Here is a 17,302-nt window from a genome sequence, read left to right as displayed (position 1 = left end):
CCTCAGGCATCGAGTGGCCAAGCCCCATGGTCATCGCGTCACTCCCTGTGCGTCGGTAACCAGGAAAGAACCTCGCCGTGCCCTGTCCTGACGTCGCGAAGGCAATCGAATGCTGCCTCCACGACGATGCGCTCATCGAACTCCGCCTCGATTCGCGCACGCGCCGCTTTGCCTGCCGCCTGCAGTTCCGCCTGGGGCAGGGCCATGCACCGCCTCATGCACTGGGTCAACGAATCAACACTCTTTACATCGCAAAACCAACCGGTCCGACCGGCCACGATTGACTGGCGGCAGCCCGGAACATCGGAGACGATGGAGGGCCGCCCCATGGCAGCGGCTTCCAGCACGGTGCGGGGCATCCCTTCACGATAGGAAGGCAGCACCAGCACATGTGCCTGCTGGATGAAGGGCCGCACATCGCGCTGCTGACCCAGGACCTCGACCACGCCTGCGGCCTGCCAGCGCTGCACCTCGGCATGGGTGATCGCGGTACAGTTGCTGGTCCCATGGGGGCCGATCAGCAAGAATCGACTATCGGGGTGGGCCGCACGCACCTCCCCCGCCGCCTGCACGTACTCGCGTACGCCCTTGTCGCCCAGCAGGCGGCCGATCAACACGAAGGTAAAGGGGGCGGGGGGCGGCAGCGGCGAGAAAGTAAAACGGGTGGTATCCATGCCGGACCCCGGCAGTACGGTGGTGGGAGTTTCCTGGAGCAGGCCATGGCTCAGGAACAGGTCATGGTCTTCCTGATTCTGGAAAAACACCCGCCGTGCACCACGATTCGCAACGCCATACACCGAACGCACACGGCGGAACAGCCAGCTATCATGCAGAAAGGCGGTACCCAGCCCGGAGACGTTGTTGGCATAGGGAATGCCCAACATCCGACAGGCCAGACCGGAATAGATGTTAGCCTTCACCGTGAAATTGAATACGAAGGCCGGCTTCAACCGCTGCAGCATATAGGCCAGTGCCAGTAGGCTTCTGCCTTCGCCCAGCAGCCGGGTACCCTTGCCCTCCATGGGCAGCGGCAGGTGCACGATACCCAGTTCCTCCACCAGGTAGCGGGAGTACTCATCCTCCGGCGCCAGCGCTACCACCCGGTAACCTGCCCCGCGCAGCGCCACAATCGTGCCGCGGCGGAAGTTATAGAGATACCAGGAGGAGTTGGCCACAAACACTACGACATCATTGCCTTTCATGAAGTGCCCCGTCAGTAGCGGATTCGCCTCCTAATCAAATAGGCGCGAAATGTTTTGACCAAACTCAGAAACATTGATATCTGGCACACGATCATAAGGCGGATAGAACATGCCGTGTCTTGAATACAGCCCGTACACAAAAGTGAAACCACCCGCATAGATCGAGGTTTCAGGTTGTGACATCAGAACCTCCTCTATGCCAGAGCTGCCCAGTTCCGAGATCTGATCTATCGATAACGGCTGATACCTCTTGTCGAGAGATATCCATGGCTCATTAGAGTCAACCACCAGCCAGCCAAGTGAAGTCAACACTTCGGTTACAGCATGCGAGCGGACTTGTGGAGTCAACAGGGACTCGATCGCAGAGCTGGTTTCGGATGTTGAGTAAATAGCAACATGACGTGTTTCGAATCCGTGTAGGCGAAGCGCTTTTTCGATAAAGCGACTACGATCGAAGCAAAGCCCTTTACCTCTCGCCAGCAGATCCTGGGGCTCTCGTGGCATTCCATGCGGGATCCCGGAATTGACAGGCACGTTGCCGAGCACAGCCTCCTGCACCTGACGTATGAAATCGACCTCTTCCGGGAATGTCAGATTTCCGTATTCCGACCTGTCAAAAAGGGGGCCCAACACTTGCCCAATGGCTTGCGTATCTTCCCGAGTTATATCGCTATCCACCTGTGTCAAAAACAAGTACATGGAGAATAGTACCGGCAATACAACCAATACCCCGAAAAATTTAGTTTTCACCTTCATCAGATTTATCTCGAAGCCATAATCATTCAATGCATTGAAAACCAGGCAATTTGATAAGGCAGCCAAGCTTGAGCATGGTGTGCAAAGAATAACCATACGTTCATGACTGCCGCGTAGTAGATCACCACGCTTATCACAATCAGCGTCGACCAGCGTGAGTCCTGACAAATCAGCGGAAGTCTTGAGAACACGAAGATCTGCAGAGGGATCAGGTAAAGGGCAACACGGTCGGTGGCGGTCGAGGACATCACCACCAGCGGAATGCAGGCGAGGGCCAGCACCGAGAGCCACCACCACAGACGCCGTTCCTCTTCATTGAGTCGCAGGTATCGCTGCAACGCGAAAAAGAGCGCTGCCGGTACGGCATTCATCAGTACGCGAATCAGCCCACCCTCGGACTGGTAATCGGCCACGACATAATTGGTCCAGAGCTCATCGGCGGATTCGAACAGGAACAAATAACCGCCGATCAGCGTGGCCGCCGCCGCCCAGACCAGGGAGTTGAGCCGGCTCTGGCTGGCCGCCAGCCCCGCCACCGGCAGCATCAGCACCGCGGACCGGTGGAAAGCCGCACCGATCAGCACCCAGACCACGAAGAGACGAATCCTGCCATCGGAGAGTGCCACCAGTCCCAGCAGCACGAATCCCAGCGCCGCCGCCTGGCGTGTGTAGCCCATGGCCACCACGATGATCAGGTAAGGCACCGCCACCATCAGGGCCAGCCAGGGCAGCGGCTGGTGGCGAGCAAAGGCCACTACCCCGGTCATCACGATGGCACCACAGGCCAGATTCACCCAATGGATATTGCCGCCCAGCTTCACCGCCAGCCAGTTGAGCAGGTAATAGCCCGGATCCTCACGCATCAACACTTCCAGGAGCGTCATGGCCGAGGTGCGATCCAGATGAGCGAGATACGCCCCCCAGTCGCCCCCCACCTCGAAGCGCAGACCAATGGCCAGGGCAAACAGGCTGCCGACCAACCACCACATCACGGGACGAGAGGCGGGGGTCAGCCGGTATGGCGCCAGCACCCCCATGGCAGGTATCAGGAAGAGAATCCAGTAAGGCAGCATGGCAACCGCCTATGCGCTTATGAAAGGAGAGGTACGGTGAGTGCAGTACTCAGCGTCATGGGTCAAGGCAGACTGGGCTTCCACCGTCTCTGCCAGGCCAGTAACTGCAGCACTGCCCAGAGCTGCTGGGCGTGGTGCCCCTGGCCCCTCAGATGGGCCCGCCATAGCGACCGAACCTGGCGGGTATCGAGCAGGGGGAGATCCTTCAAGCTGGCGGAGGCAAGGAGATCCTCGGCCCATGGCCTGAGCGGGCCCCGCAGCCAGGCATCCAGAGGCACAGCGAAGCCCATCTTGGGCCGTTCGATCAGCTCGCGGGGCACATGGCGGTAGAGCAACTGGCGCAGTACCCACTTGCCCTGGCCGTTGCGCAGCTTGATCTCGGCGGGAATGCGCCAGGCGGTGTGGAATACGTCGGGGTCCAGGAAGGGCACGCGGACCTCCAGGCTGCTGGCCATGCTGGCGCGGTCCACCTTCACCAGCACGTCGTCGACCATGTAGTGGAGCGTATCCATCAGCAGCATCCACTCCACGCCGGTGAACTGCTGGAGAGCCGGGAACAAGGCTTCCGGCACCCTCCCTGGCCCTTGCCCGCCCAGCAGCGCAGCGGGCTGGTGGTTCATCGCGGCCACCCCGGCGAACAGTGCCCTCTCGCCTGGGCTGGCCAGTACCGCCGCCAGCTTGTGCAGCTTCTCACCGAAGGTGCGCAAGCGCAGCTGGCTCGGCAGCAGCCGGCCCCCCAGCTGCATCATCCGGTCGTAGCGGTGCGAAGGAATCGCCCTGAGCGTCACCGCCAGGGCCCGCCGAGCAGGGAGCGGCAGACGCTTGAGCTGGTGCCAGATCCGCGGCACCCAGAGGTGGCGGTTGTAGCCGCCGAACAGTTCATCGCCAGCATCGCCGGAGAGTGCCACCGTGACGTGCTCGCGGGTCAGCCGAGCGACCAGCGCTGTGGGCAGTTGGGAAGAGTCGGCGAACGGCTCGTCGAAGAGCTCAGGCAGGTTCGGCACCAGGTCGACCGCCATTCTGGAAGTGGCCTGCAACGTCAGGTGCTCGGTGCCCAGGTGGGCCGCCACCGCCTCGGCATGGGTGGATTCATCGTAGCGGGCATCATCGAAGCCTACCGAAAAGGTACGCACCGGCCGGTCGGCCTGTTGCTGCATCAGCGCCACGATCAGCGAGCTGTCGATACCTCCTGACAGGAAGGCCCCCAGCGGCACATCCGCCAGCATACGGTGGCGTACCGATTGGCCCAGCGCCTGCCCTACCGCAGAAACGGCGGCCTCGGGCCCTTCGAGGCGCCCTGCTTGCATGGCCTCACCGGCGGCCCGCTGCGCCGACCACCAGGTCCCCGGGGCCGGCAGTTCACCGGCCAGCACATCGGCAAGCGACACCTGCACCAGGCACCCCGGCGGCAGCTTGGCCACGCCCTGGAAGACGCTGGACTCACCGCCCACACAGCCGAAGCGCAGATACCCTTCCAGGGCGTCGGTGGCCAGGGTGCCCTGCCACTCGGGGTGGGCCATCAGCGCCTTGAGCTCGGAGCCGAATAGCAGCGGCCCGCTGCCGTGGACCTTGTTCGCGTTGTGCCCGAGCTTGCCTCGAGCGAAGCCATAGTAGAGCGGCTTTTCACCGAACCGATCTCGCGCCAGGGTCAGGGTTCGGGTTTGCCTGTCCCACAGCGCAATGGCAAACATCCCCACCGCGACCTGCAGCGTGCGCTCGGTCCCCCAGGTGCTGAAAGCCGCCAGCAATGTCTCGGTATCCGAATGTCCACGCCAGACCGGGGGTGTCTGCCAGCTTTCAGCTTTCAGCTTCTGACGAATTTCCAGATGGTTGTAGATCTCGCCGTTGAAGGCGATCACATAACGCCTGCAGAGGGAATGCATGGGCTGATGACCCGCCGACGAAAGATCGAGGATGGAGAGTCGACGGTGCCCCAGCGCCACGCTGGCCTCTCCATCGACCCAAGCCCCCGCATCATCGGGGCCACGATGCCAGAGAGTGTCGGTCATCCCCCTGACGGCCGTCTGTAGCTCAACCAGTGGCGACGATCCCCCTGCCAGAAAACCAGCGCAGCCACACATGTCGCCTACCTGCCCAAGTGTGAGACACGTGACAGGGCCGGCCCGGCCAGGCTGCCCACTGTCGCCGCCACGGCAAAGTACCCTGTCAGGACCATGAACCCCCCGGCGCCGGCATAGGGCCAGAGGGCCAGCAGGCCGATGAGGGGCATGAGGAAGAAAAACAGCCGAAATGAAGCTCGTTGTCTGCCCGGCATACGCAGAAGCCCCTTGCTGTCCAGATAGCCCAGCAGGCGGAAGGCGACATAAGAGACCGCCGCCGCCAGCCCGATGCCGAGTCGCTGGGTGTCTTCCACCACGAATATCACCGGGGCCATGAATCGCAACCATGCCAGCCACAGGAAGGTGGCTGCCTTGAGTTCCTTGTCCTGCAGGACATTGTGCAGGGCAAAGGTGAGGGACAGGGCCAGGTAAAACGACCACCACGCCGGCACCGCCAGGAAATCCAGCCATGTCGTGACCAGCACGAATACCATGAGGCGACTCCCCGTCCAGGCCAGCCCCCACCCGAGCGTCGTGCCCTGCGGCCCTCGCTTGCGCCCCCTCGCTTCCCGTGGAGCCGCATACAGGTCGTTCACGAGGTAGCCAATCTCGTACAGGCTGATGAACGCCAGGTAGGCAAGCCCCGCCATGGCCAGGGCCGGCAGTGGCTCCGCCGCACCAAACACCACCACGAGCACCACCGCGGCCAACCACTCGAAGACCAGATGGAAGGCAATGCTGCCTTCGCGAAGACGCGTATCCAGGAAGTAGCTGAATGGCAGGAGATACACCAGCTTCATGAGCCGATCTCGATAAAGTTTGCCCCGACCCCCTGCCAGCGGTCTCGGTGTGCCGCTTTATGCAGCACGATATAGGCCACCGAGGCCCTCTCGACCAGGCGTCGATCCGAAGCATTGTCGGTCATCACGCCGATCGGCCTCTCCAGCAGGTCCTCGCCGTACTTCTCGACCAGCGCCTGGTGCTTGAGACCTGTCAGGTCCGTCTCGTAGCATCCCGAAAGAATGCCGTCATGCTGCTGGAGCGTGCTGGCCACATAGCGCGCACCGGTCAAGGAGGCCAACGCCGCCACCACCGGATCCAGGCTGGCCGAGGCAAGCACGACGCGACCTGTCGCGAACGGCTCCTCCAACACTTGCCACACAGGGTCAATACGCCGATCAGCCAATAACTTCCTGGCATATTCATGCGCACTCGCGTCGAGCGCCTCCCGGCACTCACCGGCCAGCAGGCGTACGGCAAAACGCTTCAGGAGATGTTGCCCGGTCAACTTCTCCGCCACCGCGAAGGTCCACCACGGCAGGGTGCGACGACTACACACGGTATCGAAGAGCCAGCCCCGCAGCGGCCGCTCGGTATCCTTGGCAAAGTGGTGGCGCAGCAGCCCGAGCGTGGTGTCCTCCAGTACCAGAGTGCCGCATACGTCCACAATGTAGACTTCGGGATCTGGCCGGCCGGTCATGGCAAGCCCTCAATCTGGGCATAGACACTGCGATAGGCGTGCTTCGCCCGTTCCAGACCAAGGCATTCTCGCGCACGGTGTCGCAACTGCTCACCTCCTTTGGCGAGGATGCTGTCCAGCTCCCTCGAGACTGCTTCGAAGGCATTCGGGTCGTTCAGATCAACCACAGCGCCAGCATCCAGTGCCCGGGTAATCGCATCGATATCGCCGACGCCGGCATTGCTGATCGCGGGGATACCCAAGGCGAATGCCTCTGCCAGCTTTGTGGGAGAGCATGCCATCTGGGAATAGGTGGGCCGTCGAAAGCTCAGAGTGAGATCCGAGGCACCGAGCAACCTGGGGACCTCGTCACGATCGGCAGACCTGACGTGAATACGATGCCGCAGTTCGGCCAGGCTCGACTGGCCCAGGTAGGCGTCATGCTGGGGTGACCAGTCCCGCGTGATCAGGAGCAGGTGAGCGTCGTCGCGCTGCCTGGCCACGGTCTCGAACAACCGGAACATATCGTCAAGCAGGTAGACGGTGCCCAGGGACCCCAGATAGGAGATGACCAGTGCATCCTTGTCAATACCAATACTGGCGCGCACCACCAGTTTCTCCGACGCGGAGATCCCGGAGAAATGATCGAAATCCGCACAACAGGGAATGACCGCAACGGGAGCATGCATGCCAGGCGCAAGGCGACGTATTTCTGGCACTACACGGTCGGTCAGCACCACTACAGCATCCGCACACTCCAGAAGCTGCCGCTCCAGGCGCTTGTAGTAGCGATAGAGCCATCGATAGAGCCAACGGTCCTGCGGCCAGAGGTTCCCCTCCACCCTGTCGTCGACCCACAGCCCCCGCATGTCGAATATCGTCTTCACCGCCGTGAAACGACGAAGGAAACAGCCGACCTGCATGGCCGGATAGCTGCGGCAATGAACGATACCGAACCGATAGCGTCGCTGCAGCCTGAGTGCCGTGGCGTACATTCGGAACAGGTCCCACATCTTGCCCAGCTTCCCCATTCGCGACGTGAATTTCAGTGGCGTCCACCCGATCCCTCGTTCTTCCAGTACCTTGCGCAGCGCCCTTTCCCCACTTCTGAAGCGATACGCCTTCTCGAAACTCACGATATGCAATCGACGTGGATGATCAGAAATCCTGTACAGATAAGGCAGAATCTGACTGCCACCCAGCGGATCGAGCAAACCGTCATAGGTAATAAATAAAGCACTGCTGGATTGACTCGTCGGATTCACTTGGGCCCAGATGCGACATCCACCTTCGCCCTTTTCCATACTCAGCCCCTTTAAAAATGGTACAACATAAATCGCAGCCATTGACTATAGCCTCAACCCCCCGAACTCCCTTCAAAAACATAACCCAATCTTTCAATATCCCTCGAGTAAAGAAACCCCACGATCTCCTTCATTTCTTCATCATATTCCAACAGATATGAGCCACCTCCTCCCTTCCTGTGATGCGGCAATGCCACATCAACTCCCATTTTATTCTTTATATGTTCAAAGTCCTCTCCCAGCACCTCAAACCGCCCGATAAAATCTACCATAAAATCGTCAGCAACCGGATCCACCAACCAGTCCACTTGATCCCGAAAATGATCATAACGCTTTATCCTCTTTGCATAATCCAGATCCTTGAGAAGCAAAACAAACTCCCGGAATGAATTTATACCAGACAACACTGCACTGGCCCAGCGATGATCTCTGTGCGCGTCCGAACCAGCTCGGCATGCAAAATAATGATAAGCAGAATGACACCGGTCCCACGGGTTGCGCACGAATGTAAAAGTAAAATAATGGTCCACAAGATCGGGAGAATAAGCTAAATATCGACGGATGGGGCGGTGCCCTCCCGACTCCTTGAATAAGGCATCGGCCACACTGCTTCCTGCCGCTTTTGGGATATGAATGAAGATAGATTGGTAGCGATGAAAGCCCTCAATAAATGGATCGCCTCCCATCCACAGGTAACGATAAACCCAGTCAGGCATACCAATACTAAACTGCGAGTGCTTCAACCAGATCTGCACCCTATCCTGGACTGTCAACATTTATGCACCATTACACAAACAACATCCGGTCTTATTAGGACCTGAATTTACCAATAAAATTATGGATGACATGTCGTACGCGGACAGCTCTGAATTCAATAAATAAGCGCAGAATCTTCGGTATTCAGTCCCGGTCATCTGCACACTCCACAAGGTGCCTCTCCACTCGCTTTTAATAGCGATAGAGCCAGCGGTACTGCGGCTAGAAGTTCCCCTCAATCCTGTCGTCGACCCATAGCCACCGCATGTCGAATATCGTCTTCACCTCCGTGAAACCTCGAAGGAAACAGCCGACCTGCATGGCCGGATAGCTGTGACAATGAGCGATACCGAATCGATAGCGCCGCTGCATCCTGAGTGCCGTGGCATACATTCGAAGCAGGTCCCACATTTTGCCCAGTTTCCCCATTCGCGATGTAAAGGTCAGTGGCGTCCACCCGATACCTTGTGTTTTCAGCTCCTTCCGCAGCGCACTTTCCCCACTCCTGAAGCGGTACGCCTTCTCGAAACTCAAGATATGCAACTGACGTGGATGGTTCGCAATTCGGTACAGATAAGGCATAACTTGACTACCACCCAGCGGGTCAAGCAGGCCATCATAGGTAATGAACAAAGTGGACTTCAGACAACTGCTCATATCATGGGGATTTTGCATATGAAATCGGCTATATCACGCGTCTGGATCAAGCGCCTTACTGTGAAAGATGTTCAGGATAAGCACGGTGCGCAAGAAAAGCTTCCCTTATTCCTTCGACATTAGACTCGATCCCACCCTCAGCATTGTTGTCCACAACCACAACCTTCAAGCGACCATCACCATCACACGTCACGGAACGGATAAACTCGATCCCCAGGGGACCGAAGGCTAGACTCCGCAGATTATTCTCCACACGCAATCTTTCCGATTCTATTTCATTACGACGCTCCAGTCTCTCACGTCGCAGCCCCTCATCCACGGAGAGGAAAAAGACGATCACATTCTTGTCTTCAACAAGCTGGCAGAGCTGCTTTCTGGAAAAATAAGACCATGCAGCCTTCTCCTTCAGCGAGGCGAATTTATGCATCAGCAACACATGTAAAGCCCCCTCATCCACCAGATGTCCCATTTTCAGATGCTGGTTACGCTTGACCCTCTTCTCGCCAAGCGATGAGGTCTTTAACGCCGCATGGTAGACACAGACCCGCTTGAACATGATCAGCCGGGCATCAAGTAGGAAAAACTTTATCTGTAAAAACAGCCAGACCCATATCGACTTGACCAGTATAAACACATGCTGACGGATATGATGTCGCGTATCGATAGTAAAACGAGAATCTTCACTCAAGACCGCCAAGTGTGCGGTCTTTCCAGAGCCCGATGGCCCGATGATCTCGATATAACAATCTCTCATAGCCAAGGCACGAAGTGTAAGCGTTCAGTTAACAGGTTTGAGCCCCTTGGTGCAGGCCGTGCGATCATGGATGAGGTGGCGCGCTCGCAACGCCACCTCCCCCGCTTCATTGTCATTGAGCAGTGTGACAATATGAAAGTTCTTGTACTTTCCAGTCTCAATCAGGCTAATGGCTTCCTCGCGGAAGAACCGGCGCGGTGGGGATGATGCCCCATCAGCGCCGGCGCCTGGATAGCCCTCTGTCGCCGCCTTCCCGGACGCTTCTCGGCGCTTCTTGCCGCGCTCGACACGAACGGCTGGATCCGCCTGCACAACAATCAGCAGGATCCTGTAGCGTGCCAGCTCTTCCAGCGCCTTTATGCAGAAGTTTCTCCAGAGCTGATATGGAATTTCCCCCTGGACGGCGTAATCCATCAGGACACGAAAAGGTCCCTCATCCACCACAAAGATGCCACCACGGCATCTCGCATACCAATCCAGCCCGCCCGTGACCGTTGAAAATCCTTTTATCAGCCTCCCTCGGGAAGACGCATCGAGATGATAGCCATTAAACACTCGCCTGTTGCACAGCACCTCGCGAAGCCGCGTCATGGCTCTGGAGAATCGTGTAAGCTCTGGAGCGCCAATATAGGAAAACTCGTCCCCATAACGGCTTTTCAGACACTTCAGCAAGGTAGTTTTCCCACTGCACCCCGGGCCGACAAACTCCACGAACCAAGGATGTGAGCCATGACTGATAAAACTTTCCTGAATAGACATGAGGCCTTTCACCTTCAACTCAGCAGCTCGAGATACTTGTCTGCGGCCACCGAGGGAGAAAAGCAGCCCGCCCTGGCGATCAGGCGCTCACGCGGGTGCTCACCTTGTAGTGATGCCGCCATGGCGTCAGCCAGTGCTGCATCATCACCCACCGGCACGAGGAAACCGTACTCGCCATTGTTCAATATTTCGGCTGGGCCAGAGGGGCAAGCCGTCGAAACGATGGGCGTCCCACAGGACAAAGCTTCGACGATGACATTACCGAAACCCTCATGGTCGGACGAAAGAACAAAGAGGTCAGCGGTATGATAAAAAGGAGTGGGGTCCGGTTGAAATCCGACAAAGACAACACGTCCAGCAACACCGAGCTCGCTAGCCAGTGCCCGCAAGCTGGCCTCTTGCTGCCCCTGCCCCAGCAGCATCAACCGTGCCGAGGCGTGGTTCACCAGCCTGGAGAAGGCATGTAACAGGAGGGCATGATTCTTGACCGGCTTCAGGGAGCCGACCGTCAGAATGCGTGGCCCCCCCTGCCCCCATAGCGCTTCGGCTTCTGCCAGCTGCCGGGTTGACGGACAGCGCTGGGAGCGCATCGGATTATGCACTACCGTAAAAAGACCGGCTGGCTGGAGCGAGAGTTTCTGCATGTCGTCAGCCACCCCACGCGACACCCCGATACAGGCATCGGCAAGCCGATAGCCGATGGCCGTACTGCTTCTCAGCAAAAACCGATGGATGCTTCCCCAGCCAGCATACTGTGCCGACAGAATGGCATGTTCCGATACGATCAGCGTGCACGAGTGACCCGACAGCAGACGAGCCACGGGAGCAATAACCGTCAAAGGCCACATGGCGGCAATCAGCGCGTCGGGGCGTTGATGTCTGAGATAGCGGGCCAGAGCCAGCGGCAGATAGCGGATACGTTCGCAGGCGAGATCATGCACTGAAAAGAGGGCTTCTGCTTTGGCCAGTAGCTCCCCTCTGGCTTGCAACAGCACGAATTCCACGCGATGCCCTCGCCGGGCAAACTCCTTCGCCAGCACTAGCCGGATATGTTCCACCCCACCGCCCCGCAGATCTGGCATCAGCATCGCAATTTTCACAATCGGGTCCTACTGGTTACCGAAGTACCTCGGCCCGTCATCGGCCGGGCATATGAGTTAGACGAAACTAGCGGTAAGTGCTGCAAAGGAACGGCTCGACCACTCGTCATATCAGGCATTCTTCACTTGGCTTCCGCCGGATATTGGTCTCTTCCAGTTCCTCGAGTAGTCATATACCCGTGTCCATGCTCTGTCATTTTCATAATAATCGAAACCCAGTGTATCGCGGCAGTACCCTACCGTTCGTTGGTAAATCTTGTTGAGGAAGGATCCCTTTCTTCCCGGAAAGTTGACTTTTCCAAGGCCGTCATGATGAATAAGATAAATATTCTTTGCATCTATTTCCGGGTCCACATGGACGGGTACGCCTTTTCTAAGGCTCGCCATCCTGAACCACAGATCATCCGTTGTTGGTGATATCTCCAGAAACCGCGGGTCATTCAGAAAATCGAGATCCAGAAGTGAGCGTCTATAGACCGCACCCGCTCCTCCGGTTGGTAACATGCTCAGGGCGCGCGTGGCTTTGCTTGCCAGGTGCCAGTGCGAATAGTTCTGCCAGCCTCCCAGCAACGACTGCTTCATGTAACGAGCCCTGGCACAGACGATGCAATCGTAATGCGTACTGGCACTTTTCAGCAGGTTGCCCAGCCATTCAGGATGGTAGAGGATATCGTCATCCATGGTGACGACCAGATCGTTATCGGAACAGCCATTGATAGCCGGAAGGAGCTTGCGAAAAGGCCCGATGTTGTCTACCCACTTCACGTCCACCAGCTCATGGTTAAGCCAGTCGGACACCTCCTTGATTCCGGTATCACCCAGGTAGGGCTCCCTGGAGATATTGACCTGAATCCTGCTTGGCAGCACCCGCTGTTTCTTTATAGACTCGACGGCATAGAACAGCATTCCCAGGCGCTGCGCTGTCGTAGTGCAGCTCACTATGACGCGGCCGGTTTCCATTATTCAGCTCCTGATTCTTTCAGCATTAAGCCTGGTCGGGAATGAGGGCTCATCCGGTTCGAGTCCGCTTGTCCTTTTATCGTCAATATCTTTCAACTGATGGGCGTAGACTTACCTATCGGCACATCGCCATCTTGCTCTTCCATTAGATCACTAGATTTCTTCTTATGATGATCAACGATATCCAAGATCGACTCGGCCTGAGCAAGCGACACGACTATATCGCCCTTTATGCCACTGGTGACGCCCTCCACCTGCTGGCAAGCAACAGGGTAATAAAACAGCCGGTTTTGCGCCGCCAACTCACGAAAACAAGGAATCAAGTGCCGCTCGGAGAGAAGATCGATGATGACGGTACCGGGGCCACACCACACCAGGTTAGTCAAGGCGGCGCCGTGTGGCGCACAGATAATGGCGGACGAGGCGAACAGTTGCTGTTGCTCCGTGACACTCAAACCGTTCAGGGTATGCACTTCGAATCCCTTTTGACGTAAACGCTCCCGGATGATTTCCTCGTTGGCAACGCGCCGACGGCCGGCATCGGCACGAGAAACGAAGATCAGACGCTCTCCCCTTTGCGCTCTGGGCGACCACTCACACATGTCATGCATCGCGCGGCACAGCCAAGACGGCAAGTTCATTGCCCCCTTGTCTCGAACCGGTATTGTCAACTTCTCGAGCGAGAAAGTTTCATTCCCGGAATAGGGAATCACCTGCGACTGTTGTATGCCACACAGGCTCAAAACATCCCACTGCCATGACGTGTTCGAGTGAGGAACAAGATAATAATCCGGAAGGTCTTTTTCGGGAAGATGCTGTCTAATATACCAGATATCTGCAATCACATCAGTCCAGAAGTGATAGTAATTGGCATTGTCAAATACGCTATTACCCAGTAGCGCCACATTTCCCGGGAGGATGCCATTCCCGTCTTCCTTCAGCCAATGCCTCAGATTTCTGCGTATGAATGTCAAGGAAAACAATAACGATTGCGACCCGGGGTACTTCAGTGGTCGATAGTTTCTGGTACAGACAATGGCCTTTCGCGAATCCGGATGCCGCTCATGCACCTCCAGTGGGCGGCACATCAAAAGCTTCGCGAAGGACAACACACACACACCCGAAAACTTGACCTTGCTGTTTCGTCTCCAATCTATAGGAGGGGGTCCTCCCACTTCCCCTGCGGCGATATGATCTGAATAAGCAACGCCTTGGTCGGAGACCTTGTTGCTATACCACACAGCGAAGCTGGATTTCTTCGGACTGACGAAGCAGGCATGCTCCAGAAGGATCGGGATTTTTTTCATGGGCGCCTTTATCACGCTTCTGGCCACACGCTTCATTACTATTTTTATCGTCATAAGCAACCTTGTAGAGTTATCCACATGGTGACTCAAAAAGATCGACGTGGATCTGAAGAGTACCTGCATAGAAATCCGTCACCTGTTGCATTCCGAGTTTTTCGACAAGCCTGTAGCCATGCCTGTCATGTCACTTTCATATACCTCGGTACATGCTTCCTGGGCGCTTTTTGCATCATTTTCAGGTTGCCTGGATAGTGAACTCCGGCATGTTGACCGTCGCGTTGACATTCACGGTATTGCCATGACGTTCCAGCAAGCCAATAAAGTAGTCGATCGTCCTAGTCAACCCCTCTTCCAGTGCCACACTAGGCTTCCATCCAAGCTTCTCCTTGGACTGCCGAAGATCCGGACGACGTTGCCTTGGATCATCCATGGGCAAGGGATGATAGCTCAGCTGACTTCTGCTGCCCGTTAGCCTTATTACTTTTTCCGCCAACTCCTTCATCGAGAACTCCCCATCATTGCCCAGGTTGATGGGGCCGACCAACTTTTCGGTACTCATGAGCCGAATCAAGCCATCGACCAGGTCATCGACATAGCAGAAGCTTCGTGACTGGTGCCCGTCTCCATATATTGTGATATCCTTATTCTGTAGTGCCTGCATGATGAAGTTGCTGACCACGCGCCCATCATCGGGGTGCATGCGAGGCCCATATGTATTGAAGATTCGCGCCACCTTGATATCCATCTGATATTGGCGGTGATAGTCGAAGAACAAGGACTCGGCACAACGTTTGCCCTCGTCATAACAACTCCTTGGTCCAATGGGATTGACCATGCCACAGTAGGTTTCGGGCTGAGGGTGCACGTCCGGATCACCATACACTTCGCTCGTTGATGCCTGCAGAATCCTCGCCTTGGTGCGCTTGGCCAGCCCCAGTAGATTGATGGAGCCATGCACGTTGGTCTTGATGGTCTGCACGGGATCGAGTTGATAATGCACCGGACTTGCCGGACAGGCGAGATTGTATATCTGATCAACCTCCACAAATAAAGGCAGGTTTATATCATGACGTATAATCTCGAATCTCGGATTGCCATGCAGATGCAATATATTATCCTTGCTACCCGTAGAAAAGTTGTCGACACAGATGACATTATTTCCCTCGTTCAACAACCGCTCACACAGGTGCGACCCCAGAAACCCTGCCCCACCGGTCACTAGTATGGTGTTTATCATTGTACTCTCCTGCTGCTTGACAGAAATGACCGCCTGGAAACTTTCACTTTCATGCTGGGTATTGCAGCGAGAACCCGCGAGGGCTGAAACTTCTTGAGGGCTACCGTCTAGGCATGTTGTGCCATGTGCTGGAATGTCCTGTTACGCTTCAGCAGTGATTGATAATTGCCTTGATCCACAACCTCTCCCCTGGAAAGGAGATAGATGTGGTCGCACTGTCTTACCGTGGTCAGTCGGTGGGCGATCATGATGATGGTCTTCTTTCCGGAAAACTCATGAATTGCCTCCATGATCATTTTTTCGGTAATACCATCCAGTGCGCTGGTGGCCTCGTCCAGAATCAGCACCTCGGCATCGTGATAGAGTGCTCGAGCAATGCCGATACGCTGGCGCTGACCGCCGGAGAGCTGTACTCCCCGCTCCCCGACCCGCGTCTCCAGGCCATCAGGCAGCTCCGCCAGGAGCTCATCCAGGTGTGCCAGACTCGCGGCATGGCGGACTTTTTCATCATCGATGACATCAGGTGACAAGCCGAAGCCAATGTTCTCGCGTATGCTGCTGTCGGCCAGGAAGATCGACTGAGGCACAAACCCCAGGATGTTCTGCCAGGCACGCCGGTTCATGGTTGTCACCGGCTGGTCATCGACCAGCAGCTGGCCCTGGAGCGGTTCGATCAGACCCAGCAACAAGTCAATGGTGGTTGACTTGCCGGAACCGGAAGCCCCCACCAGGCCGACGATCTGGTTGACCGGGATCTCGATATCCACCCCCCGCAACGCCGGCTCCTGCTTGCCTGGGTAGGTAAAGGTCACCTTCTCGAGATGGATGGCATGGCGTGGCGCCCAGCCGTGTTCCTTCTGTTCAGGAGACGGGTGACGGCTAATGGCATGCACCAGGGCACTGGCGCGCAGGTCCTCCCGCAAGGCCTCGAAAGCCGCCAGGTTTCCCCGGATGCGCGAGATACTGGTATAGACCTGTTGAAAGGCGGGCAACAGCTTGAAGCCTGCTAGGGCGTAGACAGAAAGGACCGGAAGGATGGTGCCAAGGTTGCCCTGATGGGCGGCCAGCAGGTAGAGCACCAGGAAGATCACGCTGCCGAAGGCCACCAGCTCCATGGCATAGCGGGGTGCCTGACTCATGGCCTGATTGGTGCCCTGCGCCCTGGCAAAGCGTTCGCAGGCCGCGTCGAAACGATCGGTGAACAGCTGTTGGCGACCCAGCAGCAAGGCATCCTTGATCCCGCCGAACCCTTCGCCCATCAGCTTGAAGCGCTGATGTTGAGCACCGGAAATCGCCCTGCCGTTGCGTATCAGGCGCCGTCGCACCGTGCGGTAGAGAAGAAAATAGGCGCCCGAGAAGATCAGCAGCCCCAACACCGCGACCATTGGGTTGTAGACGAAAATCACGACCGACATCAACGTTGCCATCACCAGCTTGGCATTCATCTGCATCAATGGATGGATGATGCCCGTGGTGATCCGCGCGCACTCCTGGGCGATCTGGTTGGTCAACTGACTGCTGCTACCACTGGCGTGGAACAGCCATGGCTGATGCATGTAGTGGCGATAGAGTCGACTGGAAAGCTCACCCCCGACCCGCGCCCCGTACATGGAGAGCCGCCAGATGGTATACATCGAGACCAGGGCTGCACCGGTGAGCACCACCAGCACGCCGATGCCCAGCCAGAACAGGAAGGCGCGTGGCGTCGCGGCACCGCTGCCGCGGTAAAGCTCGGCCAGCATCCCCTCGCCCTGAAGCTGGCTCATGTCACCCACCAGGGCCATGAAGGGACCGATGGAGACCACGCCAGCGATCTCGGCGAGGGACATCAGCAGCACCAGGACCTGGAGGCGCAGAAGCTTCTTGCGCTGCTCGTCGGTGAGCAGGGAATAGAGTTCCTTGAGCTGGGAGAGCATGT

Annotated in this window: 16 protein-coding genes; all 16 read right to left on the bottom strand. The window is 57.1% G+C overall.

Going from position 1 to position 17,302, the window contains the following annotated elements; genetic code table 11:
* Positions 1-38: 38 nt before the first annotated feature.
* A complete protein-coding gene (locus FHR97_RS01975; RefSeq protein ID WP_183382079.1) occupies positions 39-1,202 on the bottom strand; it encodes a glycosyltransferase family 4 protein in 1,164 nt (387 codons plus the stop codon).
* A gap of 30 nt (positions 1,203-1,232) precedes the next feature.
* Complete coding sequence (locus FHR97_RS01970) at positions 1,233-1,958, bottom strand: transglutaminase domain-containing protein (protein WP_183382078.1); 726 nt, start codon at positions 1,956-1,958, stop codon at positions 1,233-1,235.
* A 26-nt stretch (positions 1,959-1,984) separates the two neighbouring features.
* Positions 1,985-3,031, bottom strand: a complete 1,047-nt coding sequence (locus FHR97_RS01965; RefSeq protein ID WP_183382077.1) for an EpsG family protein — start codon at positions 3,029-3,031, stop codon at positions 1,985-1,987.
* Between the two features lie 62 nt (positions 3,032-3,093).
* A complete protein-coding gene (asnB, locus tag FHR97_RS01960; protein ID WP_183382076.1) occupies positions 3,094-5,112 on the bottom strand; it encodes an asparagine synthase (glutamine-hydrolyzing) in 2,019 nt (672 codons plus the stop codon).
* A gap of 5 nt (positions 5,113-5,117) precedes the next feature.
* Positions 5,118-5,891: a hypothetical protein gene (locus FHR97_RS01955; protein WP_183382075.1), complete on the bottom strand. Its 774-nt coding sequence runs from the start codon at positions 5,889-5,891 to the stop codon at positions 5,118-5,120.
* Positions 5,888-6,571 (bottom strand): haloacid dehalogenase-like hydrolase, encoded by a 684-nt coding sequence (locus FHR97_RS01950; RefSeq protein ID WP_183382074.1) that lies wholly within the window; start codon positions 6,569-6,571, stop codon positions 5,888-5,890. Before FHR97_RS01950 ends, FHR97_RS01955 begins: the two co-directional genes overlap by 4 nt.
* Complete coding sequence (locus FHR97_RS01945) at positions 6,568-7,896, bottom strand: glycosyltransferase (RefSeq protein ID WP_183382073.1); 1,329 nt, start codon at positions 7,894-7,896, stop codon at positions 6,568-6,570. The genes FHR97_RS01950 and FHR97_RS01945 overlap by 4 nt, the downstream gene beginning before the upstream one ends.
* Positions 7,897-7,907: 11 nt before the next feature.
* A complete protein-coding gene (locus FHR97_RS01940) occupies positions 7,908-8,609 on the bottom strand; it encodes a sulfotransferase family 2 domain-containing protein (RefSeq protein WP_183382072.1) in 702 nt (233 codons plus the stop codon).
* A 223-nt stretch (positions 8,610-8,832) separates the two neighbouring features.
* Complete coding sequence (locus tag FHR97_RS01935; protein ID WP_183382071.1) at positions 8,833-9,285, bottom strand: hypothetical protein; 453 nt, start codon at positions 9,283-9,285, stop codon at positions 8,833-8,835.
* A 37-nt stretch (positions 9,286-9,322) separates the two neighbouring features.
* On the bottom strand, positions 9,323-10,021 hold the full coding sequence (locus tag FHR97_RS01930; RefSeq protein ID WP_221187639.1) for a hypothetical protein: 699 nt from the start codon (positions 10,019-10,021) through the stop codon (positions 9,323-9,325).
* 24 nt (positions 10,022-10,045) lie between these two features.
* On the bottom strand, positions 10,046-10,780 hold the full coding sequence (locus FHR97_RS01925) for a hypothetical protein (protein ID WP_183382069.1): 735 nt from the start codon (positions 10,778-10,780) through the stop codon (positions 10,046-10,048).
* Positions 10,781-10,794: 14 nt separating this feature from the next.
* Entirely contained in the window at positions 10,795-11,862 is a 1,068-nt protein-coding gene (locus FHR97_RS01920; protein ID WP_246403739.1) for a glycosyltransferase, read from the bottom strand.
* Between the two features lie 129 nt (positions 11,863-11,991).
* Entirely contained in the window at positions 11,992-12,840 is an 849-nt protein-coding gene (locus tag FHR97_RS01915) for a glycosyltransferase (protein WP_183382068.1), read from the bottom strand.
* 92 nt (positions 12,841-12,932) lie between these two features.
* Entirely contained in the window at positions 12,933-14,183 is a 1,251-nt protein-coding gene (locus FHR97_RS01910) for a glycosyltransferase family 61 protein (protein ID WP_183382067.1), read from the bottom strand.
* Between the two features lie 199 nt (positions 14,184-14,382).
* Positions 14,383-15,384, bottom strand: coding sequence for a UDP-glucuronic acid decarboxylase family protein (locus FHR97_RS01905; protein WP_183382066.1), 1,002 nt, complete (start codon positions 15,382-15,384; stop codon positions 14,383-14,385).
* A 107-nt stretch (positions 15,385-15,491) separates the two neighbouring features.
* Complete coding sequence (locus tag FHR97_RS01900) at positions 15,492-17,300, bottom strand: ABC transporter ATP-binding protein (protein WP_183382065.1); 1,809 nt, start codon at positions 17,298-17,300, stop codon at positions 15,492-15,494.
* Between the last annotated feature and the right edge of the window lie 2 nt (positions 17,301-17,302).

It is taken from the genome of Halomonas stenophila, from assembly GCF_014192275.1.
GTDB lineage: Bacteria > Pseudomonadota > Gammaproteobacteria > Pseudomonadales > Halomonadaceae > Halomonas > Halomonas stenophila.
Note: the sequence above shows the minus strand (reverse complement) of the source record. Positions and strands in the feature narration are given on the sequence as shown.